General features: G+C 60.7%; 18 protein-coding genes and 1 pseudogene. 7 read left to right on the top strand and 12 right to left on the bottom strand.

Annotated features, from left to right (window positions below; all coding sequences use genetic code 11):
* Nucleotides 1-363 precede the first annotated feature (363 nt).
* Entirely contained in the window at nucleotides 364-1,524 is a 1,161-nt protein-coding gene (locus tag B5P46_RS00515) for a fumarylacetoacetate hydrolase family protein (RefSeq protein ID WP_129416970.1), read from the top strand.
* 1 nt (nucleotide 1,525) lies between these two features.
* Here the strand turns inward: B5P46_RS00515 and scpA are convergent, their stop codons facing one another.
* Nucleotides 1,526-3,664, bottom strand: coding sequence for a methylmalonyl-CoA mutase (gene scpA / locus B5P46_RS00510; protein ID WP_129416969.1), 2,139 nt, complete (start codon nucleotides 3,662-3,664; stop codon nucleotides 1,526-1,528).
* Between the two features lie 231 nt (nucleotides 3,665-3,895).
* Here scpA and B5P46_RS00500 point away from each other — a divergent pair.
* Nucleotides 3,896-5,253: pseudogene (locus B5P46_RS00500) on the top strand (LLM class flavin-dependent oxidoreductase).
* A 1-nt stretch (nucleotide 5,254) separates the two neighbouring features.
* Here B5P46_RS00500 and B5P46_RS00495 read toward each other — a convergent pair.
* The 5 genes from B5P46_RS00495 to B5P46_RS00475 all read right to left on the bottom strand — a co-directional run bounded on the left by B5P46_RS00495 (nucleotide 5,255) and on the right by B5P46_RS00475 (nucleotide 10,126).
* Nucleotides 5,255-5,908 (bottom strand): methionine ABC transporter permease, encoded by a 654-nt coding sequence (locus B5P46_RS00495; protein WP_129416968.1) that lies wholly within the window; start codon nucleotides 5,906-5,908, stop codon nucleotides 5,255-5,257.
* Nucleotides 5,889-6,974: a methionine ABC transporter ATP-binding protein gene (locus B5P46_RS00490; RefSeq protein WP_129416967.1), complete on the bottom strand. Its 1,086-nt coding sequence runs from the start codon at nucleotides 6,972-6,974 to the stop codon at nucleotides 5,889-5,891. Before B5P46_RS00490 ends, B5P46_RS00495 begins: the two co-directional genes overlap by 20 nt.
* 88 nt (nucleotides 6,975-7,062) lie before the next feature.
* The gene (locus tag B5P46_RS00485) at nucleotides 7,063-7,902 is read right to left on the bottom strand and encodes a MetQ/NlpA family lipoprotein (RefSeq protein WP_129416966.1); all 840 of its coding nucleotides are present in this window, start codon (nucleotides 7,900-7,902) and stop codon (nucleotides 7,063-7,065) included.
* A 241-nt stretch (nucleotides 7,903-8,143) separates the two neighbouring features.
* On the bottom strand, nucleotides 8,144-8,704 hold the full coding sequence (gene msuE / locus B5P46_RS00480) for an FMN reductase (protein WP_129416965.1): 561 nt from the start codon (nucleotides 8,702-8,704) through the stop codon (nucleotides 8,144-8,146).
* A gap of 219 nt (nucleotides 8,705-8,923) precedes the next feature.
* Nucleotides 8,924-10,126, bottom strand: coding sequence for an MFS transporter (locus tag B5P46_RS00475; protein WP_129416964.1), 1,203 nt, complete (start codon nucleotides 10,124-10,126; stop codon nucleotides 8,924-8,926).
* Between the two features lie 358 nt (nucleotides 10,127-10,484).
* On the opposite strand from B5P46_RS00475, the gene B5P46_RS00470 reads away from it, so the two are divergent.
* The 4 genes from B5P46_RS00470 to repC all read left to right on the top strand — a co-directional run bounded on the left by B5P46_RS00470 (nucleotide 10,485) and on the right by repC (nucleotide 15,252).
* The gene (locus tag B5P46_RS00470) at nucleotides 10,485-10,943 is read left to right on the top strand and encodes a helix-turn-helix domain-containing protein (protein ID WP_129416963.1); all 459 of its coding nucleotides are present in this window, start codon (nucleotides 10,485-10,487) and stop codon (nucleotides 10,941-10,943) included.
* A gap of 557 nt (nucleotides 10,944-11,500) precedes the next feature.
* The gene (gene repA, locus B5P46_RS00460) at nucleotides 11,501-12,715 is read left to right on the top strand and encodes a plasmid partitioning protein RepA (RefSeq protein ID WP_129416961.1); all 1,215 of its coding nucleotides are present in this window, start codon (nucleotides 11,501-11,503) and stop codon (nucleotides 12,713-12,715) included.
* A 42-nt stretch (nucleotides 12,716-12,757) separates the two neighbouring features.
* The gene (repB, locus tag B5P46_RS00455) at nucleotides 12,758-13,810 is read left to right on the top strand and encodes a plasmid partitioning protein RepB (protein WP_129416960.1); all 1,053 of its coding nucleotides are present in this window, start codon (nucleotides 12,758-12,760) and stop codon (nucleotides 13,808-13,810) included.
* Nucleotides 13,811-13,959: 149 nt separating this feature from the next.
* Nucleotides 13,960-15,252 carry a plasmid replication protein RepC gene (repC, locus tag B5P46_RS00450; RefSeq protein ID WP_129416959.1) on the top strand — a complete coding sequence of 431 codons (1,293 nt, stop codon included), beginning with the start codon at nucleotides 13,960-13,962 and terminating at the stop codon, nucleotides 15,250-15,252.
* 48 nt (nucleotides 15,253-15,300) lie between these two features.
* On the opposite strand, the gene B5P46_RS00445 is transcribed toward repC, so the two are convergent.
* From B5P46_RS00445 to B5P46_RS00420, 6 genes are all read right to left on the bottom strand, one after another.
* The gene (locus B5P46_RS00445) at nucleotides 15,301-16,476 is read right to left on the bottom strand and encodes a glycerate kinase family protein (protein WP_129416958.1); all 1,176 of its coding nucleotides are present in this window, start codon (nucleotides 16,474-16,476) and stop codon (nucleotides 15,301-15,303) included.
* Nucleotides 16,477-16,620: 144 nt separating this feature from the next.
* Nucleotides 16,621-18,039, bottom strand: coding sequence for an SLC13 family permease (locus tag B5P46_RS00440; RefSeq protein ID WP_129416957.1), 1,419 nt, complete (start codon nucleotides 18,037-18,039; stop codon nucleotides 16,621-16,623).
* A gap of 92 nt (nucleotides 18,040-18,131) precedes the next feature.
* Nucleotides 18,132-18,497 carry a hypothetical protein gene (locus B5P46_RS34195; RefSeq protein ID WP_164986416.1) on the bottom strand — a complete coding sequence of 122 codons (366 nt, stop codon included), beginning with the start codon at nucleotides 18,495-18,497 and terminating at the stop codon, nucleotides 18,132-18,134.
* 179 nt (nucleotides 18,498-18,676) lie between these two features.
* Nucleotides 18,677-19,393, bottom strand: coding sequence for a DUF6065 family protein (locus tag B5P46_RS00430; protein ID WP_129416955.1), 717 nt, complete (start codon nucleotides 19,391-19,393; stop codon nucleotides 18,677-18,679).
* A gap of 71 nt (nucleotides 19,394-19,464) precedes the next feature.
* A complete protein-coding gene (locus B5P46_RS00425; protein ID WP_129416954.1) occupies nucleotides 19,465-20,196 on the bottom strand; it encodes a hypothetical protein in 732 nt (243 codons plus the stop codon).
* A complete protein-coding gene (locus tag B5P46_RS00420) occupies nucleotides 20,193-20,735 on the bottom strand; it encodes an RNA polymerase sigma factor (protein WP_129416953.1) in 543 nt (180 codons plus the stop codon). Before B5P46_RS00420 ends, B5P46_RS00425 begins: the two co-directional genes overlap by 4 nt.
* Before the next feature lie 119 nt (nucleotides 20,736-20,854).
* On the opposite strand from B5P46_RS00420, the gene B5P46_RS00410 reads away from it, so the two are divergent.
* Nucleotides 20,855-22,270, top strand: coding sequence for a S8 family serine peptidase (locus tag B5P46_RS00410; RefSeq protein ID WP_245456078.1), 1,416 nt, complete (start codon nucleotides 20,855-20,857; stop codon nucleotides 22,268-22,270).
* Nucleotides 22,271-22,454: the final 184 nt, after the last annotated feature.

Below are 22,454 nucleotides of genomic sequence, written 5' to 3'. Positions count from 1 at the left end.
CAATATCCTCCTGGGATTTTCGTGTGGCCGCATGACGCCAGCCTCCTCCATGTTGAGCAAAACAGATAACGAAAGCCGCCTCCTGTCAAGGCGAGATGAAGGGGGAAACCGACCATGGTTCAAATTAAACATTTGAAATATAATGATTAATTTGTATCTAAATAGTTATTTTGCAGGTTTTTGCGCTTGGTCTTTCGACAAAGGGCCACGGCTTGAACCGATCGGGCGAAAGTCTTTTTCCCCGACGCATCTTGCCCCGTCTCCGTGAATGTGATCGATTTCGGCCGCCGCCGGGCTGGAGGGCGGCAACACCCTGCAATGTTTTGAAGAGCGCTCCCCGCTCGCCTGTGACGGAAGATCACCATGTCTCAACCTCTGCTCGATGTCGCCGCTTCGGATGGTCTTTTTGTCGGCCGCGCCTGGAATCCCGAGGTTGCCGGGCCAAGCATCGTGACGCTTCGCGAGGGGGTGCTGGTCGACATCACCTCGCGCGAGGCGCCGACGTTGAGCGCCCTGCTCGAGCGTCAGGATGCCGCCGGCTTCGTCCGTGCCGCAAGTGGCAAGGCGGTTGGCTCATTGGAGGAGATCGCTGCCAACAGCACCGGCACGCCGGATGAAGCGCGTCCCTATCTCCTGGCGCCCGTCGACCTGCAGGCAGTCAAAGCCTGCGGCGTCACCTTTGCGCAGTCGATGATCGAGCGCGTCATTGAGGAGAAGGCGGCCGGCAGTCCGGAACGCGCCGCCTCGATCCGCGAGCGTGTCAGCACGCTGATCGGCGGTAGCCTCACCAATCTTAAGGCCGGCTCGCCGGAGGCCGCCAAGGTCAAGCAGGCACTGATCGACGAGGGCATGTGGTCGCAATATCTCGAGGTCGGTATCGGGCCGGATGCCGAAGTCTTCACCAAGTCGCCGGTGCTTTCCTCCGTCGGCTGGGGTGCGGACGTCGGCCTGCATCCGATCTCGACCTGGAACAATCCCGAGCCGGAAATCGTGCTCGCGGTCAACAGCCGCGGCGAGATCAAGGGTGCGACGCTCGGCAACGACGTCAATCTGCGCGACGTCGAGGGCCGCTCGGCACTGTTGCTCGGCAAGGCCAAGGACAACAACGCCTCCTGCTCGATCGGTCCTTTCATCCGCCTGTTCGATGCCGGTTATAGCCTGGATGACGTCCGTAAGGCCGAACTCGACCTGAAGGTGTCGGGCCAGGACGGTTTCGTGCTGCATGGCAAGAGTTCGATGTCACAGATCAGCCGCGACCCGACCGATCTCGTCAAGCAGACGGTCGGCGCCCATCACCAATATCCTGACGGTTTCATGCTTTTCCTCGGCACGCTGTTTGCGCCGACGCAGGACCGCGACGCGCCGAAGCAAGGCTTCACCCACAAGATCGGCGATGTCGTCGAGATTTCCTCGGTAGGCCTCGGTGCGCTCGTCAACACCGTGCGGCTCTCCACCGAATGCCCGCCCTGGACCTTCGGTATTTCGGCGCTGATGAGCAACCTCGCAAAGCGCGGTCTTCTCTAAATTACTGATTCCGTCGCCTGCCCTGCAGCAAGTCGAGGACGGAGTTTGCCGCCTCGAGAACGTTTGTCCCCGGGCCGAAGACGGCTGCAACGCCGTGTTCGTGCAGGAATTCATAGTCCTGACGCGGGATGACGCCGCCGCAGACGACGATGATATCGCCACCGCCCTGTTCCCTCAGGCTGTCGATCAGCTGCGGTAGCAGCGTCCTGTGACCGGCCGCCAGCGACGAGACGCCGACGACGTTGACCTTTTCGCTGAGCGCGACGCCGGCAGCTTCCTCCGGTGTCTGGAAGAGGGGACCGGCGAGTACATCGAAGCCGATGTCGCCGAAAGCCGAAGCGATCACCTTGGCGCCCCGGTCGTGCCCGTCCTGACCGAGCTTGGCGACCATGATCTTCGGCCGGTGCCCCATGGCTTCCGTCACCTCGGTCATACGAGCCTTAAGCACGGCGAGTTCCGGCTCATTTTCATACGCTTCGCCATAGACGCCCTTGATCACCACAGGCGTAGCGGCATGATCGCCGAAGGCGCCGCGCATCGCATCCGATATCTCGCCGACCGTGGCGCGGGCTCGGGCCGCCTCAATGGCGGCTTCCAGCAGGTTGCCTTTGTCGTTCTGTGCGATCTCGGCCAGGGCCGCCAGCGTCTCGCGCACGGCTCCGCCATCGCGCCGCCGCTTGGTTTCCTCGATACGTCTGATCTGCGCTTTGCGTACTGCGCTGTTGTCGATCTCCAGAATGTCGATCGGCTGCTCGTTGTCGAGCCGGTAGCGGTTGACGCCGACGATGACCTCTTCGCCCTTGTCGACCGCCGCCTGGCGGCGTGCAGCCGCTTCCTCGATCAGCCGTTTCGGCAGGCCATCATTGACCGCCTTCGTCATGCCGCCGAGTGCTTCCACCTCCTCGATCAGCGCCCAGGCTTTGTCGGCAAGCTCCTTCGTCAGGCTCTCGACGTAATAGGAGCCCGCCAGCGGATCGACCACCTTGGTGACGCCGGTTTCGTGGCTCAGGATCAGCTGCGTGTTGCGGGCGATGCGGGCGGAAAATTCCGTCGGCAGCGCGATTGCCTCGTCGAACGAGTTGGTATGCAGCGACTGCGTGCCGCCGAGCACGGCCGACATCGCCTCGAAAGCGGTGCGGATGATGTTGTTATAAGGATCCTGTTCCTGCAACGAGACGCCGGAGGTCTGGCAATGGGTGCGCAGCATCAGCGAGGAAGCCTTCTTCGGCTGGAACTCCTCCATGATGCGGGTCCAAAGCAGCCGGGCGGCGCGAAGCTTTGCCGCCTCCATGAAGAAGTTCATGCCGATCGCGAAGAAGAAGGAGAGCCTGCCGGCGAAATCATCGACATTGAGGCCCTTGGCAATCGCCGCCCTGACATATTCGCGACCGTCGGCCAACGTGAAGGCAAGTTCCTGCACCAGCGTCGCGCCGGCCTCTTGCATGTGATAGCCGGAGATCGAGATCGAATTGAATTTCGGCATCTCCTTGGCCGTATATTCTATGATGTCGGCAACGATCCGCATCGATGGTTCCGGCGGATAGATATAGGTGTTGCGGACCATGAACTCCTTGAGGATGTCGTTCTGGATGGTCCCCGAAAGGTCGGCTCGTGGAACGCCCTGCTCCTCGCCGGCCACGATGAAGGAGGCAAGGATCGGGATGACGGCGCCGTTCATGGTCATCGACACCGACATTTCGCCGAGCGGAATGCCGTCGAACAGGATCTTCATGTCCTCGACGCTGTCGATTGCCACACCCGCCTTGCCGACATCACCCTCGACGCGTGGATGATCGCTGTCATAGCCGCGGTGGGTGGCAAGATCGAAGGCGACCGACAGGCCCTTCTGGCCGGCCGCCAGATTGCGGCGATAGAAGGCGTTGGATTCCTCTGCCGTCGAGAAGCCGGCATATTGGCGGATCGTCCAAGGCCGGCCGGCATACATCGTCGCCCGTGGGCCGCGGGTGAAAGGCGAAAAACCAGGAAGCGAACCAAGGTGCCCGGCGCCGTCAAGATCCTCGGCCGTATAGAGCGGCTTGACGGCAATGCCTTCCGGCGTCTGCCAGGTCAGCTTCTCGGGCGAGGTGCGCAGTTCCTTTTGCGCAAGCTCCGCCCAATCCGACAGCATCTTCTTCGTCATGCGGTTCCTCCGGCTTTTTTCATCCCCACCCTACCATTTCACAGGCTCCTCGTGCGATAGAGCCCGAACAGGATGATTTTAGGCCGAGCCGGCTAAAATCTGAATCCTGTTCTACATTATATAGTTAGAGCATGATGTCGTCCGAAAAGCCTCACACTTTTCGGTATCATGCTCCAGGATAATTAATGCGGCAAATCCTTGATTTCTATTGCCGGCTTTGGGAACCGCCTCATGAAGACCATGCAGATCTATGCCTTCGACATGAACTGCGTCGGGCACATCAACCACGGTCTGTGGACGCATCCGCGCGACCGCTCAGCGCACTATACCGATCTCGACTACTGGACGGAGTTTGCCAAGACCGCCGAACGCGGCAAGCTGGACGGCATCTTCCTGGCCGACATCGTCGGTGTCTACGATGTCTACAGGGGTAGCCCGTCGCCGGTGATCGAGACGGGCGCGCAGATCCCGGTCAATGATCCGATGATCCCGATTTCGGCGATGGCCTATGTCACGAAACATCTGGGTTTCGGCGTGACCGTCAACACCACCTATGAGCCACCCTTCCTGCTGGCGCGGCGGATGTCGACGCTCGACCACCTGACCAAGGGACGGATCGGCTGGAACATCGTCACCGGTTATCTCGACGGTGCGGCTCGCAGCATGGGTTTCGACAAGCTGCCGGAACATGATGCGCGTTACGACGCAGCCGAAGAATATCTAGAAATTCTCTACAAGCTCTGGGAAGGGAGCTGGGACGACGATGCGGTGGTGCGCGACAAGGCGGGCGGCGTCTATGCAGATCCCTCCAAAGTGCGCTCTGTCCGTCACGACGGCAAATATTACCGGATGGAAGGCATCCATCTTTCCGAGCCCTCGCCGCAGCGCACGCCCCTGCTCTTCCAGGCCGGCGCCTCGGCGCGCGGGCAGGATTTCGCCGCACGCCACGCCGAATGCGTCTTCATTGCCGGGCCAAACCCCAAGGCGGCCAAGCCGACCGTCGATGCGCTGCGGGCGAAAGCGACGGAATTCGGCCGCGGCGCCGACGCATTGAAGATCCTGAGCCTGATCACCGTCGTCGTCGGGCGGACGGAGAAGGAAGCGCGGGACAAGCTGGAGGACTATCGCCGCCATGCGAGCGTCGAGGCTTCGCTTGCGCATTACTCCGCTTCGACAGGCATCGACTTTTCCAAGTATGGATTGGACGACGTCATCGACCAGAGCTCGACCAACGCCAATCAATCAGCACTTGCGACCATCACGAAACAGGCGCCAAGCCGGTGACGCTGCGTGACATCATCGACCAGATGGTGCTCGGCAGCCGGATGAAGCCGATGGTGGGTTCGCCGGAACACATCGCCGATCATCTCGCGACATGGATAGAAGAGGGGGGCATCGACGGCTTCAATCTGGCGCGGACAGTGGCGCCGGAAAGCCTGCGCGATTTCGTCGACCTGGTGGTGCCGGTGCTGCAGGAGCGAGGCGTTTTCAAGACGGACTATGCTGCAGGACCCTTGCGGCAGAAGCTTTTCGGCGGCGGGAATGGCAGGTTGCCCGCCGCTCATCCCGCAGCCCAGTTCCGGTGCTGACCTATCGGTGGTCCAGCTTGGCGACCAGCCGGTCGCCAAGCCACTGGATGCCGCAGACGAGCACGATGAGGACGGCCACCACCGCGATCATCACACTGGTTTCGAAACGCTGATAGCCGTAGCGGATGGCGAGATCGCCGAGGCCGCCGGCGCCGATCGCGCCCGCCATGGCCGAGGCGCCGATCAGCGTCACCAGCGTGACGGTGAAACCGGCGACGATGCCCGGCAGCGCTTCAGGCACCAGTACCTCGCGGATGATCGTCCAGCGATTGCCGCCCATGGCGCGCACGGCGTCGATCAGCCCGCGGTCGACCTCGCGCAGCGATACTTCGGCGATACGGGCGTAGTAGGGCGTTGCAGCGATGGCGAGCGGCACGATGGCCGCCCAGGTGCCGAGCGCGGTGCCGACGATCAGCCGCGTCAGCGGGATCAGCGCCACCAGCAGGATGATGAAAGGCACTGAGCGAAAGCCGTTGATGACTGCGCCGAGCACGCGATTGATCCAGAGGTTTTCGGCGATGCCGCCCCGCGCTGTCGCAACCAGAGCAAGGCCGAGTGGCAGGCCGGCGACGAGCGAGATCAATCCCGAGGCGAGGGTCATCAGGACTGTCTCCCAAAGGGAGCGAATAAGCAGTTCAAGCATGATCGGTGTCATAACCAAGCACCTCCACCCGGGCGGACCGGGCCGTCAGGAATTGTTCGACCTTTCCGGCAAGCGCGGGGTCGCGCGCGGGAACGGCGATGAAGAACCGCGCCACCGGCTGGTTCTGGATATGGTCGATGCCGCCATGGACGAGACGGAAGGAATGCGGCAATGCTGCCGAGAGTTCGGCAAACAGCGCGCCCTGCGCCTGCGGCCCGGCGAGATCGACGCTGAGGATCGCTTCGCTGCCCGCCGTCGCCGACAGCCGGCCGGCGATATGCTCAGGAAGCTGCGGGCGGATGCCGCCAAGCAGGCTCCCGGTGATCTCAGCCTGCGGATTGGCGAAGACCGACCAGACCTGCCCTTCCTCGACGATCCGCCCGGCATCGATGACCGCGACACGATCGGCAATGCCGCGTACCACTTCCATCTCGTGGGTGATGAGCAGAATGGTCAGTCCGAGCTTACGGTTGATGTCCTTCAACAATGCCAGGATCGACCGGGTCGTTTCCGGATCGAGCGCCGATGTCGCCTCGTCGGACAACAGCAGTGCCGGGCGTGCCGCCAGCGCCCGGGCGATGCCGACGCGTTGTTTCTGGCCGCCGGATAGCGATGAGGGATAAGCCTTGGCCTTGTCTGCAAGGCCGACGAGTTCGAGCAGCTCATGCACCCGTCTCAGGCGCTCGCTTTTTGCAAGACCCTCGATCTTCAGCGGCAGCGCGACGTTTTCTTCGACGGTTTTGGCGGAAAGCAGATTGAAATGCTGGAAGATCATGCCGATGCGGCGGCGCAGCGGCTGCAGTTCCTGTTCGGAAAGGCCGGTGATGTTACGGCCTTCGATCAGGATCTCGCCGCTATCGGCGCGCTCCAGGCCGTTCAGGCAGCGGATCAGCGTCGATTTGCCGGCGCCGCTGCGACCGATGATGCCGAGGATCTCGCCTCTCTTCACCGTCAGCGAAACACCGTCGAGGGCTGCAGTGGCTCCGAACCGCCGCTTCACGTCGGTCAGCCTCACAACCTCTTCGGCCGCCGCTTGCGGCTCTGCCTCGATCGCCGTGGTGGAAACAAAGGAATTCATGTGTTTTTCCTTACAAATACTGAAGGCGGCCCGGGCAAGAACGCCCGGACCGCCTCTCGGCAGGCCTTAACCCCAGCCCTGCCTCGGATCAATAGGCGCTGAGACCCGTTCCCTTATAGACCTTGTCGAACTCGGCCTTCACGGTGTCGTTCTGATAAGAAGACACAAGCGTCTTGACCCAGTCGGCATCCTTGTTATCGTCCTTGACGGCGATGAAGTTGCGGTACGGATTGTCGTCGATCGGCTCCTGGGCGATGCGTTCGGCCGGCGAAAGACCGCTTTTCAACGCCCAGTCGGTGTTGACGATACCGGCATCCAGATCATCGATCGAACGGCCGACGATACCGGCGTCGAGCTCCTTGATCTCGATCTTCTTCGGATTGTCGGTGACATCGGCGACGGTCGCGAGAATACCGGTGCCGTCCTTCAGTTTGATCAGGCCTTCGTTTTGGAGAACGCGCAGCGCACGGCCTTCGTTCGAGGGATCGTTCGGCACGCCGATGACGGCACCTTCCGGGATCTCTGCAACGGACTTGTATTTCTTGGTGTAAAGGCCGATCGGCCAGACCCCGGTATATCCGACGCGAACGATGTGATAGCCGTGCTGCTGGATCTGGTTGTCGAGATAGGGCTGATGCTGGAAGGCGTTGGCATCGATTTCGCCGCGCTCCAGCGCTTCATTCGGCTGGGTGTAGTCGTTGAAGATGACGGTCTCGATCTTGAGACCCTTCTTGCCCGCCTCGCTTGTGACTACACGCCACACATCTTCATCCTCGCCGCTCATGATGCCGACCTTGATCGACTTGTCCTCGGCAAAGGAAGGGTGGGGTGCTGCAAAGGAAAAGACTGCGGCCGCTGAAACGGCGACGGCGGCAAGAGCCGCCCGGCGCGAAAGGTGGAAGCCGTGAAGATTTTTGTTCTTGGTCATTGTATATCCCGTCTGACTGAATGAGGCCGAACGCCCCGAGCAGGCTGATCATGGCAAATGGGCGGATCGCGAGCGAAGCACGAATGTCTGATGTGGAGGAAGGGCCGGAAAAACTCTTGCCCAACCACCGATATCGGCAGGATAAATTTCCATCAATTTTGTGGATTAATTGCGGCTCGTGAGCATGTTGCAAAATGAAAACGGCGCCTCCGTGGCGCCGTTTCAAGCTTCCCGACGCTCTTCATTCGGCAGCGATAAGTGCCTGATTCCGGCTGGGAAAGAAGGCCGCGAGTTCGCTGATGACCTCCCCGATCCGCTTGGAAAGCGGATCGGACGACACACGGTAATCCGTGAAGTCGCGGTCGGACGCGTAAACCGCTGTCGGCAGCGTGTGAGACATGAAAAAACCGAAGAGCGGGCGGAGCTGGTGCTCGACCATCAGCGCATGGCGGTCACCGCCGCCGGTCGCAGTGATGATGATTGGCTTGGCGCGCAGCTCATGCGGGTCGATCAGGTCGATCAGATGCTTGAAGAGGCCGGGATAACTGCCCTTGTAAGTCGGCGCTCCGATGACCAGCACATCGGCATTGACGATGTCGTCGATAACTTCCCGGGCGCGACTGTCGAGATCGTCACGGCGCAGCGCCTGGCCGAGCGAGGGGCCGACATCAGTCAAATCGTAGATGGTGTTGTCGAAGCCATATTTCTCGGCGGCCAGACCGGCAATGTTTTCGACAAGCGCAAAGGTCTTCGAGGGGCGGTTGAAGCTACCCGCAAGGCCGACCAGTTTGTGAGCAGACATGCCATTTCCTTCCAATATCGTGCCGAGACCGAGGTCATTATTGGACGAATATTATCTATAAAAATAGTGGATTAAAGGAATGGTGATCCCTCTTCCCCATAGGAGGAGAAAAATACGTTCGGGCCTGTGGGCGATGGCGACGTGCGAAACTGAATGATGCATCGAGCCGAAGTGTCGGTGACATTCCGGCTCGATCGATTGTCGATAAGCGATGTCGCCTCAGACTGGTTTCTGCTTGGGAATACGCGGCAGGAAGACCGTCAGGAGACCGAGCAGCGGCAGATAGGAGCAGATGCGGTAGACGAAATCGATGCCATGGGTATCGGCGAAGCTCCCGAGCAGTGCTGCACCAAGCCCCCCTGCCCCGAATGCAAAGCCAAAGAAGACCCCGGCAATCAGCCCGACGCGCCCAGGCACCAGTTCCTGCGCGAAGACGACGATTGCCGAGAAGGCTGAAGCGAAGATAAGGCCGATGACGACGCTGAGCATACCCGTCCAGAAGAGGTTCGCATAGGGAAGCAAGAGCGCGAAGGGAATGACGCCGAGGATCGAGAACCAGATGACGAAACGGGCACCGAAGCGGTCACCGATCGGGCCGCCGAGGAAGGTGCCGACAGCGACCGAGCCGAGGAACAGGAAGAGCATCAGCTGTGCCTGCTGCACGCTGAGCTCGAACTTGTCGATGACATAGAAGGTGAAGTAGCTCGACACGCTGGCCATGTAGACATTCTTCGTTGCCGTCAGCAGCACCAGAATCAGCAGCGCCCAGATGACCCGGTTCTGCGGCAGCGGCAGGGTCCGGCTTATTGCCGGCTTACTGGCATTCTGACGCCTGTGGCTGATGTACCAGTTGCCGACCCAGCTCAGCACGACCATGCCGACCATGGCGATGGCGGCGAACCAGGAGACGCTGTGCTGACCGAGCGGCAGCACGATGAAGGCGGCAAGCAGCGGACCGATCGCCTGGCCGGCATTGCCGCCGACCTGGAAGAAGGATTGCGCGAAACCGTGGCGACCGCCGGAGGCAAGACGGGCAACGCGCGAAGATTCGGGGTGGAAGACCGCCGAGCCGAAGCCGATCAGGCTTGCGGCAACCAGCAGCAGGGCGAAACTGCCGGCATTGCCGAGCAGAATGAGGCCGCAAAAGGTGCTCGCCATGCCGACCGGCAGCGAATAGGGCATCGGCCAGCGGTCGGTGACGATGCCGACCAGCGGCTGCAGCAGCGAAGCCGTGACCTGGAAAGTCATGGTGAGGAGACCGATCTGCACGAAATCGAGATCGTAGTTCGCCTTGAACAGCGGATAGAGTGAGGCGAGCAGCGACTGCATGATGTCGTTCAGCATGTGGCAGAAGCTGACCGCCATCAGGATAGACATCGTTGTTTTTTCGAAACGGGGCGCGCTCTCGGCAACGGTTGCCATCAATACTTCTCCTGCAAGGCACGGCCGGTGCCGTGCGACGTCGCTTTTGTTCGATGGATTTTCGGGCGATCGGGGCTGGGAAGACTCTCGTGCGACGGTCGCTGAACTGCATTTAGCGTAAGCAGGGACGCAATTACAGCCCAGTTTTATCCGTATTGGTACGGCTTTTGTCCGATTTGCGTTTCCGCCGAGTGATTTCTGCGTGCTTTCACGTCTTTCTGAACGGGGGGCTTTCATATCACAGTCAGTCGCGATCGTCGCATATCCACTATGCTATATGAAAACAACCATGGAAAACCGGTGCGGGGGATACTACAGCTGCGCCGATTGAAAATGCGATCGAGGCTGAACACACGCGATGAATGTCAAGACAGCGAATGCAATAGACAGCTACGTCGGAGCGCGCATCAGAATGCGCCGGCAGTTGCTCGGGATGAGCCAGGAACGGCTTGCCGAGCAGATCGGCGTGACCTTTCAGCAGGTTCAGAAATACGAGAAGGGCATCAACCGCATCGGCGCGAGCCGGCTGCAGCGGATCGCCGAGGTGCTACACACGTCGCCGAGCTTCTTCTTCGAACAGGAGAGTTCCGAGCCGTTGACGCTGCAAGGGCTGGATCTATCCGCAAATACCGATCCGGTCGTCGAATTCCTGCGAACGAAAGAGGGATTGGTGCTCAATCGCGCCTTTCTAAAGATCGCCGACAGCAATGTCCGCGAAACGGTCATCGCGCTGGTGAAGGCGATGGCGCAGGCGGAAAGCCGCGGTCTGACATCGGGAGCTTCCGTAGCGGATATCACCCTTCCGCGCGGAGAATAGGCGGGTATCGCAGCGTTGCGCCTGGCGGGCCGACCGGACAATCAGTGGCATTTCCCGAAAGGGTCTGCTTGCGATTTGGCATTTGCCGGATCGCTATCTGAGCGACGGCGCCGAGCTGGGCGCTGAATTCTCCGCCTATCGCCTGGATCTTGCGCTGGGCGCTCTGCTGCAGGATCTCGACAGAAGCGCCGTGTCCCCTCCCCCAGGCAGATATCAGGACGGTTCTCTGCCACGCGGCACTGAACGGCCACTGACTGTACAGGTGTTTGCCCATTGCGGACGTACTTCAAAAAGCTGTGCACGCTCGATATCTCGATTCTGACGTATCGAATCGGCTATGATGCCGGTTGTGCAGTCTTACTCTTGCGATTCGGCCAGTGAATGCGCGATAGCCACGCTGGACAGCGGCACCGGGCGCCATTCAAGCCTTTGAAAAAGATTGGACAACCTCGCGGTAGGGTCTTGTTAACCCTATTTGCCTTGCCACCCCTCCAGAATCGGCGCTAAATGCGGTTTCCCAGCGCCTGGGGCTTTTAAATCGCATTTTCGAGATTTCCATGAATATGGCACCGCAGATAGAAAAAGCAATTTCTGATGTCGATCAGCTGATTATTGGTCAGGCGCAGGAACTGTCCGATAAGCTGAAGCAGCATCGGCTCGAGATGTTTCCGCCGCGTGCATTGAAGGGTCTGAGGGAATTTCAGCTTGCCGAGGCGGCGCGTTTCCTCGGTGTCACCAGCGGCTATCTTCGCAACCTATCGCTGGAAGGCAAAGGCGCCCTTCCCCAGGTCACGCCGTCGGGCCGTCGATCCTATACGGCGGAGCAAATGGAAGAGATGCGCAGCTTCCTGGAGCACAACGCCCGCGCCGGAACGCATTATATGCGCCATCGCCGCGACAACGAACATCTGCAGGTCGTTGCCGTCGTCAACTTCAAGGGTGGCAGCGGCAAGACGACGAGTGCAGCACACCTTGCCCAGCATCTTGCCCTGACGGGTCACCGTGTCCTTGCCGTCGACCTCGATCCGCAGGCCTCTCTCTCCGCCATCCACGGTTTTCAGCCGGAGTTCGACGTCGACGAAAATGAGACGCTCTACGCCGCCATTCGTTATGACGATCAGCGGCGTCCGCTGAGAGAGATCATCCGTCCGACGAATTTCCCGAACCTTCATCTGGTGCCGGGCAATCTCGAACTGATGGAATTCGAGCACGATACGCCACGCGTCCTTGCTCAGGGCAAGGCGGGCGACTATGGACGCGTCTTCTTCGCGCGGCTGGACGAGGCGCTGTCCTCAGTCGCCGACGATTACGATGTCGTCATCATCGACTGCCCTCCCCAGCTCGGCTTCTTGACCATGAGCGCCATTTGCGGCGCAACGGCAGTTCTGATCACCGTTCATCCTCAGATGCTCGACGTCATGTCGATGTGCCAATTCCTGCAGATGCTCGGCGAGGTGCTGAACACACTGAAAGGTGCCGGCGGCAACATGAACCTCGACTGGTTGCGTTATCTCGTCACTCGCTACGATCCGCAGGACGGGCCGCAGACGCAAATGGTCGCCTTCATGCGTTCGATGTTCAAGAACCATGTGCTTACCAATCCGATGTTGCGCAGCGTCGCGATCTCCGATGCGGCGATGACCAATCAGACGCTTTACGAAGTCGAGCGGAACCAGTTTACCCGCGCGACCTATGACCGCGCCATGGAGGCGATGGATGCCGTCAACACCGAGATCGCCGATCTCATCCACAAGGCTTGGGGGCGGAAATGACCGAGAAGTTTACTGCGGTAAACTGGGACGAGGAGCTGGCTGATGGCGCGTAAGAATCTCCTTTCGGGCCTGATGGACGATTCCAAGAAGTTTACTGCGGTAAACAATGAGGACGAACCGCTCCACAGGGACGAGAAGCAGCAGCTCACCTATAAGGGGATCGGCGCTCTCGGTGCCGTGACACGCAGTATCGATGCGCTGGCTGCCAAGGCCGATGCCGCCAAAGCGATCGAGGAAAAGCTGGCGACCGGTGAGACGGTGATTGATCTCGACCCTGCCCTGATCGAAGATTCCTTCGTGACGGACCGGCTGGCGCATACCGACGAACAGTTTCGCGAATTGGTCGAGGCGATCCGGTTACGTGGTCAGGATTCGCCGATCCTCGTCCGCCCGCATCCTGAGAAGGACGGCCGATATCAGATCGCCTTCGGCCACCGTCGCGCCCGGGCCGCCAAGGAACTCGGCCGACCTGTCCGCGCCGTGGTCAAGAAACTCGACGATCGCGACCATGTCATTGCGCAGGGCCAGGAGAATTCGGCACGCGCCGATCTCTCCTTCATCGAGAGGACGATGTTCGCCGACAAACTCGACACGTTGGGCTTCGACAGGGAAACGATCATGTCCGCGCTCAGCGCCGACAAGACGACGGTTTCCAAGATGCTGTCCGTCACCAAGCGGATCCCAGCCGAAGTCCTGACCGCGATCGGTGCGGCCAAGACCACTGGCCGTGATCGTTGGCACGATCTGTCCGTGAAATTCGAGGCCGAAAACATCGCCGCACGAGCGATCGAGTTCACCAGATCGGCGGAATTCGAGACGGCGGAGCCGGATGCCCGCTTCGATATGCTGGTTGCCTTCATCAGCAGGAGGCAACAACAGGCCTCATCCATAGCGGCGCTTCAGCCCGCCGCTCACGCCTGGCAGCGCAAGGACGGCGCGGTCAAGGCGAAGATCAAGGATGACGGGAAACAGTTCACCATCGCGTTGAAGGCGGAGAAGGCGTCTGCCTTTGGAGCCTACATCGCCAGCAATCTGGATCGTCTCTACGAGGCGTTCGAGAAGACACAGGATTTGACCAAGAACGGAGATCAATAAGCAAAAGAAAAGGCCCCCGAACGTTGCCGTCGCGGAAGCCCTCTCTGATCTAGACACCCAGAGAATCACATTTCCGCGAATCATAGTCAAGAGTCTTTGGCACCGAATTTGGTGAGCCGCGATCTTTTGCCTTGAAGAAGGCGAAGAAAATGGAAAGCGGAAGTGTGACGACGCCCTTCGGGCGGCGGCCGATGACGCTTGGCATGTTAGCAAGCCAGGCGGCTGCTCGAGAAATCGAGCCCGGCCAATCTATCGACAAGTGGAAACTCTATCGTGCCCTGTGCGAGGCCAAGCCGCTGCTCGGCATCACCGACCGGGCCCTCGCTATCCTGAACGCCTTGCTGAGCTTTTATCCCAAGGGAGAGCTCTCTGAGGAAAACGGGCTCGTGGTGTTCCCTTCCAATGCTCAGCTCTCGCTGCGCGCGCATGGGATGGCGGAGCAGACGATCCGTCGCCACCTGGCGAGCCTGATCGAGGCCGGGCTGCTGATCCGCAAGGACAGCCCGAACGGCAAGCGCTACGCCCGCAAGGAGCAGGGTGGGGAGATCCGCGACGCATTCGGTTTTTCGCTGGCGCCGCTGCTGGTGCGTGCTGAGGAAATCGAGCGGTTGGCGGCGGAGGTGGTTGCGGAACGGTTGCACCTGCAGCGGCTCAGAGAACGCCTGACGCTTTGCCGGCGCGATGTCGCCAAGCTCATCGAGATGGCATTGGAGGAGGGCGCCGCCGGCGATTGGAGCCGGGTTCATCTGCATTTTCGCGATGTCGTCGAGCGGCTGCCACGGTCGCCTTCCGCCGAACAGGTCGCAGCCGCACTCGACGAATTGGAGCTGCTGCGCGAAGAAATCACCAATCAGTTGGAAATGCAGGTTAAAACTCAAAATCATAGCGGCAATGCCCAACATTATGAGCGGCACATACAGAATTCAAATCCACAATCCATTACTGAACTTGAACCAGCTTCCGAAACGAAGCAGGGCGCAACGGCGGACGATCGATCGGCGGGTCGGGCCGAACCGACAGTCGGAATACAGAAAGATGAAGAGAAGAACGGGCGTGTGCCGGCCACAAGTTCTGCCCCCGCTCCCAACGCCGCGCTCAAATCCTTCCCACTGGGGCTGGTGCTGCAGGCCTGCCCGGAAATCGCAGCCTATGGACCGCAGGGCTCGGTCGGCACATGGCGCGAGCTGATGGCCGCGGCTGTGGTCGTTCGCTCGATGCTCGGCGTCAGCCCATCGGCCTATGAGCAGGCCTGCGACATCATGGGACCTGAAAATGCGGCCACCGTCATGGCCTGCGTTCTCGAAAGGGCAGGGCACATCAATTCCGCCGGCGGTTACCTGCGCGACCTGACACGACGCGCGGAGAAAGGGGAATTCGCCATCGGACCGATGCTGATGGCCCTTGCCCGCAGCAATTCGCCGATGAGAGCGAAGACGGGATGAATTGGTGCTTGCAGAAGCTAACTTTGTCCCCTTTACCCTTGCTCAAGGTCACGCAACCTGGCGCCATCGTGCCCGAAGCTTCATGCCCACCATGACCATGCGGACTGCATCCTCTGCCGCTCGGGAGAGTAGTTTTGGGGCGCTGAAGATGGCGTCTTCCAGCGAGCAGGGCCTGCTCAGGATCGACGCAAAGGCATCAATGCCATGCTCGAAATTAAGGCGTACGCCTTTGCCGATGGTGCCGGCGAGTGCGATGACGGGCACTCCGGCAATTTTTGCCCGTGCAGCCACTTCGGCAGGCACCTTTCCATATGGGGTTTGCCCGTCAAGGCTGCCTTCCGCCGTGATGACCAAATCAGCCCGTGCGATAAACCGGTCGAGCTCCAGATACTGCATGACGATGTCGTATCGCGGATGCAATCTGCCGCCGAGGAGGCCGAGTATCGCGGCACCAAGTCCGCCGGAAGCGCCGGACCCGGGCGCCATACCGACATCGATGCCGGTCGTGCACCGAATCGCCGTGGCATACGTCTCCATGGCGGCAGCAAGCAGCTCCACCTGCATCGGCGTTGCGCCCTTCTGCGGCCCGAAAATGCGCGCAACACCGCGTTCACCGAGGAGGACATTATGCCAGTTGACGGCAGCATCGATGCGTACGCCTTCAAGACGAGGATCGCGGCCGCTCATATCAATGGCGGCGAGGCGGGAAAGAGCTGCGCCGCCGCGAGGCAGGCGATTGCCTTCCTGGTCCTGGAGACGGATGCCGAGCGCTTCGGCCATGCCGGCGCCGCCATCGTTGATGCCGCTATCGCCACAGCCGAGAAGGATGCGGCGTGCACCTCGGTCGAGCGCGGCACGCACCAGTTCGCCAACGCCATAGCTCGTCGTCACGCAGGGATTGCGCTGGTCGCGCGGCACGAGGCTGAGCCCGGCGGCTGCGGCCATCTCGATGACGGCGGTCGGCTCGTCGCTACCGCCGAGAAACCCGAAATGCGCCTCGACTGGGTCGTTGACCGGGCCGGTCACCGTCATCTGGTGAAGCGTACCGTCGGTCGCCTTGACGAGCGCCTTGGTGAAACCCTCGCCGCCATCGACCATTGGCGCTTTGATGATGGTAAGGCCGGGAAAGGCGCGCAGAACGCCGCTTTCGATGCAATCCGCGGCCTGATCTGCCGACAGACTTTCCTTGAAACCGGAGGGCGCGACGAGAACCGTGAACGACATGGGATGTTCCTTTCTACTATGACAACGATGTGACAGGGGAGGAACGGGACAGCCCCGAGGATATTCCTGCAGTATGAATATAAAAGCCGACTAAATAAAAAAGACCGCACGCTGCCGTCTTTCCCTTTTGTCTATCTGTACTGTTCAGTACAGCGGCAGGCCCTGCAGCGGCCAGACGAGTGTGGCGAAGACGACCAGCAGCACCACGAAGGGCACGATCAGCCAACTGGCGAGCCGGAACAGGTCGGCCTGTCCGAAGGGGGGCGGATCCATCGCGCCGAATAGCGCTACCGGTTTGGCGGAGACCATCAGCGTTTGGCAAAAGCCGCTCGCCAACGTAACGACCATGACGAGATTCAGCGGGTCAACACCGAGGGCTGCGACCGGCAGGGCAAGCGCAGGTATGAGAACGGTCGCCCGCGCCGTGCGCGAGGTGATGACGAGGTGGGAAAGCGTCGCGACCACGGCAGCGAAAAAGACCAGGAGTGCGGGCGATGCCGCGATGCTGTTTCCGGCAAGGTCGACCATCCGCTCGGCCAGCACTTTCGCGGTGCCGGTCTCCAACAGCGCCTCGCCGATGACGAGCGTGCCGGCGAGGAAGAGCAGGAGGTTCCACTCCACGCTCTTGAGCGCCGCCTTCAGCGGTAAGCCGGAGACCTTTTGGTTCGCCAACAGCAGGGCAGCGGCGATGCCGATGAGCGGCATGCCGATGCCGTGCATGGGCTGCGCTGCGAAGAGCAGGATCATCGCGCCGGTCACGGCGAGCACGGTCCATTGCTGGCGTGTCAAAGGGGTCGGGGCCTCGTCGGCGTTGCGCTCGGCGATCGCTATCGCCCGCTCCTCGCGGGTAAGAAAAAGATGCAGCAGCACGGCGCAGGCGAGCAGCGAGCACAGCAGCGAAAAGGGTCCGGCAAGCGCGATCCAGCCCAGGAAATCGGGCCCTTGCTCCTGCAGGCGCTCCATCATCCCGGCCGCGACGAGGTGGGCACCAGCGCCGATCAGCGAAGCGCCGGCGGAGAGCAGGATGACTGAGGGAAAGAGCAGCGCGAGCGCCCGGTTGACCCGTGTATTGCCGATTGCGGCTGCGAGACCAAGATAGACCGGTGCCAGCATGGCGGCGCGCGCCGAGGTCGAGGGGATGATGAAGGCGGTGGCGAAGATCAAGAACGTCAGCGCCCAGAACAAGCCTTGTACGGTGGCGAACCGGGCGAGCAGCCGACGGATAATTTGTTCGATTACGCCGACCTGACGCAGCACGCCGGCCACAACGAAGGCCGCCAGCATCAGCCAAACGATATCATTACCGAGCGAGCGGTAAAGCACATCCTCGTCAATCGAGCCGACGACCGGCAGAAGAGCGGCGGCGGCGAGCGCCACGGGCGTGTCCGGCAGGTCGAGGATGGTCCAGGCGGTGATCGTTGCGACGAAGACGGCGAGTGTCAGCCGCATCTTCAGGGTGAGGTCGTCGATCGCCAGGAAGATCAGCATGGCGCTGAAGGCGAGCACGATCGCCGCGACGATCTGCTTGACGCGGGCAAGCGGCACGGTGCGCTCGGCTGCCATAGAGGGTTCCCCACGCCGGTTGGCGTGGGGGTCCAGAGGGGCGATTGCATATAGGGCCACGATCGCCCTCCTTTCGGGTTTCAGACTGAGCCTCAATCGTCGTCGGAGGACGAATTTGACGAGGAATTGGAGGAAGAGTTCGAATTGCTCGAAGAGTTCGATGAACTGTTCGAGTTGGAGTTGCTCGACGAATTGGAGCTGCTGTTTGAGCTCGAATTCGAATTGGAATTCGAGTTGGAATTCCGGGAGGAGTTCGACGAACTGTTGGAATTGCGGTTCGAGCTCCAGCTGCTGCGCCGATCGTCGTCCCGGTCGCGGTTATAGCGGGCGTGGCTCGCCTTGTTGCTTTGCGTCATCTTCTGCAAAAGCCGTGTGACCGGGTCATCGGCGAGGGCGGGCGCGGGTGCCGCGGCACCGACCACCAGGAACGCGCTCAGGATTGCGATGAACTTCTTCATGACGTTTCTCCTTTGAGTGACAGCCTCCTTGGCTGCGAGGGAGAAACGGCGGTGAGCGATGTTTATTCCTCGAAAAACCGAAATATTTTCAATAGGATAATTTGAATCTGCAACACACGCGGAAGCACCGCCGCTGCGATGGGCAGCGACGGCGAAGCGGGAAAATCCGTCTCAAAAAACTATCGCTGCGCGCGGGCGAAGCGGCGGTACCAGCCGTCCGATGCGAGTGTCTTGCGCAGGATCGTCTTGCGAATGGTGCCTTCCTCCGGGTTTTCGGTGCGGATGTCGGCGTCGAGGTCGGATGCGTCGCGGCGGAATGGAATGACCTGGACAATCGGTGTGCCGCGCTCCAGCATATGCAGGCCGTCCTCACCGGTGGCGAAGAACGGGAAGTGGATTTCCGATTGGTAGGTGTCGGTATCCACGACCCCGGCAACGACTTCGAAGACGCCATTCGGTCGATTGAGCGGCGGCACGAACAGGCAGCTCCAGCCGGGCGGCGTGCGGATGGTCCAATAATTGTGGAACTTGCACGGCGGTAGCGGCTCGCGCGGATTGCCAGCGACCTGATGGCTGGCATGGTTGCTGACGAGCGTGCGGTCGAAATCCCAACCGCAATCGACCGTTTTGCCATCGTCGGAGATTTCCATGCGCACGCTTGCCGCCAGCCCGATCACCCAGCCCGTCGCCATCGCGTCGAGGAAGGGCATGCAACGCTTCACGGTCAAGCCGCTGTTGTTGGATGAGACATGTGCCTCATCGACGGCAGGCAGCCTGCGGAACCAGTCGGGCAGCGCCGTCTTGGCGCGCACGGGAGCGGGGATAACCCCCTCGTCCTCCTTGCGGCAGAGAAATGTCAATCGGGGCTGCGGTTTATTCAAAAAAGCCATTGTCATCGCTGTTCTCCCATCAATCGATGCGGGAAGAACGGCGCCCGGAAAGACTTATTCCTGATGATGGCAAATATTCATTCGGGGGCCAGAACCTTTCGTTCCTCCTCAGGCGAAAGTGGCGCCCCAGCCTGGATCGAGGCCAGATAGGCGTCGATCGTCTCCTGTGACGAGGCAGGTACGTATCCGTCGGCTTTCGCAGATGTTAGTGCGAGCCGCGTCGCCCAGGCGCCGTTCTGCCGGCAAGCGACGGTGAGCGTGCTGCTTTTCGGCTGCTTCAGCTCATATTCGCGGCAGAGTTCGCCGCGTTCGTCGCGGAATGAGGCGACGACATGCAGCACCGTTTCCGGGGAAGACAGCGTCACGTCCCGACCAGACACCTCGCGGTCGAGGACAGCGGCGATCTCTGCGCCGGAATTCGATGCAGACGGGTTTATGCGGCCCAGCGCAAAACCGACAACGCCGGTCACGATCGCCACAAGACTTGCCGCCACCGGCACGAGCCGGCGCCGCATCGTCTGCTGCTGTTGTTTTGGACGGAAGGAAACGACGTTATCCTGCGGCGGCTGGCTCCGTGCCTCATCCGCCATCCTGCGGACCGAAGCAAGCAACGCCTCAGGCACCGGCTCGTCGATCAGCGGTTTCAGCGCGTCACCCACCAACTGGCGGCTGTCGAGGAAGACAGCGAGGCGTTCGCAGAGCGCCTCGTTGCTAGCAAGTGCCTCTTCCAGGGCGTGGCTTTGCGTCTCGTCCAGTTCGCCATCGGCAAATGCCATCAATGTTTCATCGTCAAAATCTTTCTTGCTCATAAAACGCCGCCTTTCGTATCGGGCGAACGTCTCTCGCCAAAACTTATTCCCGTCAGCTCCATCAGATTTTTCCGTGCGCGGGCAAGCCTGCTCATCACCGTGCCGATCGGGATAGCGAGAACCTCGGCGGCATCGCGGTAACTGAACTCCTCAACGCAGACAAGCACCAGCACTTCACGCTGTTCGGCCGGCAGCTTTTGGAGGGCGGCGGTCACTTCGAGCAGATCCATGCGCGCAAGCGATGCAGCCTCGCCGGACGGAATCGACACATCGCGCGCATCCTCCAGATCGCCTTGGGGGCCAGCCGTTTTCTGGCGGCGCAGGTGGTCGATCCACAAATTGCGCAGAATGCGGAACATCCAGGCATCGAACCGGCTGCCGGGTACAAAGCTGTCGGCTGCGAGGATAGCGCGCTCACAGGCCATCTGCACAAGGTCGTCTGCCAATTCCCAGGAACGGCACAGCGAGATCGCAAAACGCCTGAGGTTCGGCAGGAAGGCAACCAGCCGTTCGGGTACTGTCTGCGTGTCGTTGGTCATTCCGCTTTTTCGCACGCGAGGGAATAAGCTGTCGAGTCAAACGTATTCTCGGGATAGTTTGATCGAAAGTGGCTTCTCGATCTGAGAATCCAATCGGAAACTGCCGCAGGAGACCGACCATGCTGCTTACAGTCAAGATTAAGTCATTGCGACTCCTCGCTGCTGCAACTATCGGCGGGGTACTTACTGTTCTGCCCCTGCCGTTGGGTGACGCTGGGTTCACCATGCCCGCTGCGCTTGCCGATGACGATGATGGAGATGACGATGACGGCGGCGGTGGTGGCGACGATAACGGCCGCGGTGGAGACCGTGACAGTCCCGCATACCATCGGGGCGGAGGCGGCTTCCATGATCTGCGCTCGCTCTTTCGCTGGCCATCCCGCGAGCGTCGTACACCCATGCGCCGCCCAGCCCCAACGCCGGAACAGGCGCATAACGAGCTCATCGCGATTGGTCTTGAAGAAGACGCGATTGCCGGATTGACCCAGGAGGGCTTTGCCGTTGATGATCGCATCCAGGTTTCGCTCATCGGCAGCGAAATGGTGAGGCTCATCGTGCCGGCGGGCATGACGCTCGATTCGGCGCGCGCTGCCGTCGTGGCCCGCAGTGCGACGGCCGTGGTCGATCTCAACCATTTCTACCAGCCGCAATCGGAGAACAAGGCAGGCTGCTCGGGGGAGGGGTGCGCACTCGTCCGCGAGATCGTCGGGTGGCCGACCAGTGAGATCACCCGATGCGCCAAGCCGCCCCGCATCGGTCTCATCGACACGGCGATCAATATCGATCATGTGACCCTGACGAATACGCGGTTGGAGGTCATTCGCCTCAGTGAAGGGGAGGCGACAAAATCGGGCGCGCAGCATGGTACTGCCGTTGCTGCCCTCTTGATCGGTGCATCGGACAGCCGCGTCCCCGGCCTCCTGCCTGGGGCGGAACTCATCGCCGTCGATGCCTTTCAGCGCTCCGGAAAATCTGCGGATATCGCCAACATTTACGACCTCGTGCGGGCGCTGGATATGCTCGTTCAGCGTGACGTCAAGGTCGTCAACCTGAGCTTGACCGGCCCGGCGAACGCGGTGCTCGAAAAATCCGTGAAAGCGGCGACTGAAAGCGGGATGATCCTGGTGGCCGCCGCCGGCAATGATGGCCCGAACGCAAAGCCTGTTTACCCTGCGGCCTATGACGACGTGATTGCCGTGACGGCAGTTGACAAGGGGCGCAACCCTTATCGCCGTGCCGTGCGTGGCGATTATATTGACATTGCCGCTCCTGGCGTGGGGGTCTGGACTGCGGCGTCCATCTCCGGCGCCCGACAAAAAACCGGCACATCCTTCGCTGCGCCCTTCGTCACGGCGGCGGTCTCGGTGCTGATCGCTGGCGATCCTGATATGTCGCATGAAAGTCTGGAGGCAAAGATAAGGCAATTTACCGATGACATTGGGAAGCCAGGGAAAGACCCGGTGTTCGGGTGGGGGCTTCTAAACGCAAGCAGGCTTTGTGAAGGCAGCAGCGACACTAAGCCATCGGCGTTGTGACGCCGGCTGCCCGCTTCACGGTCTGCTGACACGAACGATTATGGTTAACAGAGTGTAACGGAAATAAAGGCTGAAATAGTTTCTGGTTGGCAGCTTCCGGCTTTCGGATCAGAGGGTTAGGGCCGAGAAAATTTTGAGAGACGGAAGAGCCGCCGCAGGGGATGATCGACCAAGCCGATCCATG

The organism is Rhizobium leguminosarum, from assembly GCF_004123835.1.
GTDB classification, from domain to species: Bacteria; Pseudomonadota; Alphaproteobacteria; order Rhizobiales; family Rhizobiaceae; genus Rhizobium; species Rhizobium leguminosarum_M.
This window is presented reverse-complemented; position numbering and strand designations above follow the sequence as displayed.

Bases quoted from the DNA above. Each gene is read 5' to 3' on its own strand.
- B5P46_RS00515 (WP_129416970.1), top strand. From the start codon at position 364: ATGTCTCAACCTCTGCTCGATGTCGCCGCTTCGGATGGTCTTTTTGTC.
- B5P46_RS00490 (WP_129416967.1), bottom strand. From the start codon at position 6,974: ATGAATTCCTTTGTTTCCACCACGGCGATCGAGGCAGAGCCGCAAGCG.
- B5P46_RS00485 (WP_129416966.1), bottom strand. From the start codon at position 7,902: ATGACCAAGAACAAAAATCTTCACGGCTTCCACCTTTCGCGCCGGGCG.
- B5P46_RS00425 (WP_129416954.1), bottom strand. From the start codon at position 20,196: ATGAGCAAGAAAGATTTTGACGATGAAACATTGATGGCATTTGCCGAT.
- B5P46_RS34195 (WP_164986416.1), bottom strand. From the start codon at position 18,497: ATGAAGAAGTTCATCGCAATCCTGAGCGCGTTCCTGGTGGTCGGTGCC.
- B5P46_RS00420 (WP_129416953.1), bottom strand. From the start codon at position 20,735: ATGACCAACGACACGCAGACAGTACCCGAACGGCTGGTTGCCTTCCTG.
- B5P46_RS00430 (WP_129416955.1), bottom strand. From the start codon at position 19,393: ATGACAATGGCTTTTTTGAATAAACCGCAGCCCCGATTGACATTTCTC.
- B5P46_RS00440 (WP_129416957.1), bottom strand. From the start codon at position 18,039: ATGGCAGCCGAGCGCACCGTGCCGCTTGCCCGCGTCAAGCAGATCGTC.
- B5P46_RS00410 (WP_245456078.1), top strand. From the start codon at position 20,855: ATGCTGCTTACAGTCAAGATTAAGTCATTGCGACTCCTCGCTGCTGCA.
- repA (WP_129416961.1), top strand. From the start codon at position 11,501: ATGAATATGGCACCGCAGATAGAAAAAGCAATTTCTGATGTCGATCAG.
- B5P46_RS00445 (WP_129416958.1), bottom strand. From the start codon at position 16,476: ATGTCGTTCACGGTTCTCGTCGCGCCCTCCGGTTTCAAGGAAAGTCTG.
- B5P46_RS00470 (WP_129416963.1), top strand. From the start codon at position 10,485: ATGAATGTCAAGACAGCGAATGCAATAGACAGCTACGTCGGAGCGCGC.
- B5P46_RS00495 (WP_129416968.1), bottom strand. From the start codon at position 5,908: ATGACACCGATCATGCTTGAACTGCTTATTCGCTCCCTTTGGGAGACA.
- scpA (WP_129416969.1), bottom strand. From the start codon at position 3,664: ATGACGAAGAAGATGCTGTCGGATTGGGCGGAGCTTGCGCAAAAGGAA.
- repC (WP_129416959.1), top strand. From the start codon at position 13,960: ATGGAAAGCGGAAGTGTGACGACGCCCTTCGGGCGGCGGCCGATGACG.
- repB (WP_129416960.1), top strand. From the start codon at position 12,758: ATGGCGCGTAAGAATCTCCTTTCGGGCCTGATGGACGATTCCAAGAAG.
- B5P46_RS00475 (WP_129416964.1), bottom strand. From the start codon at position 10,126: ATGGCAACCGTTGCCGAGAGCGCGCCCCGTTTCGAAAAAACAACGATG.
- msuE (WP_129416965.1), bottom strand. From the start codon at position 8,704: ATGTCTGCTCACAAACTGGTCGGCCTTGCGGGTAGCTTCAACCGCCCC.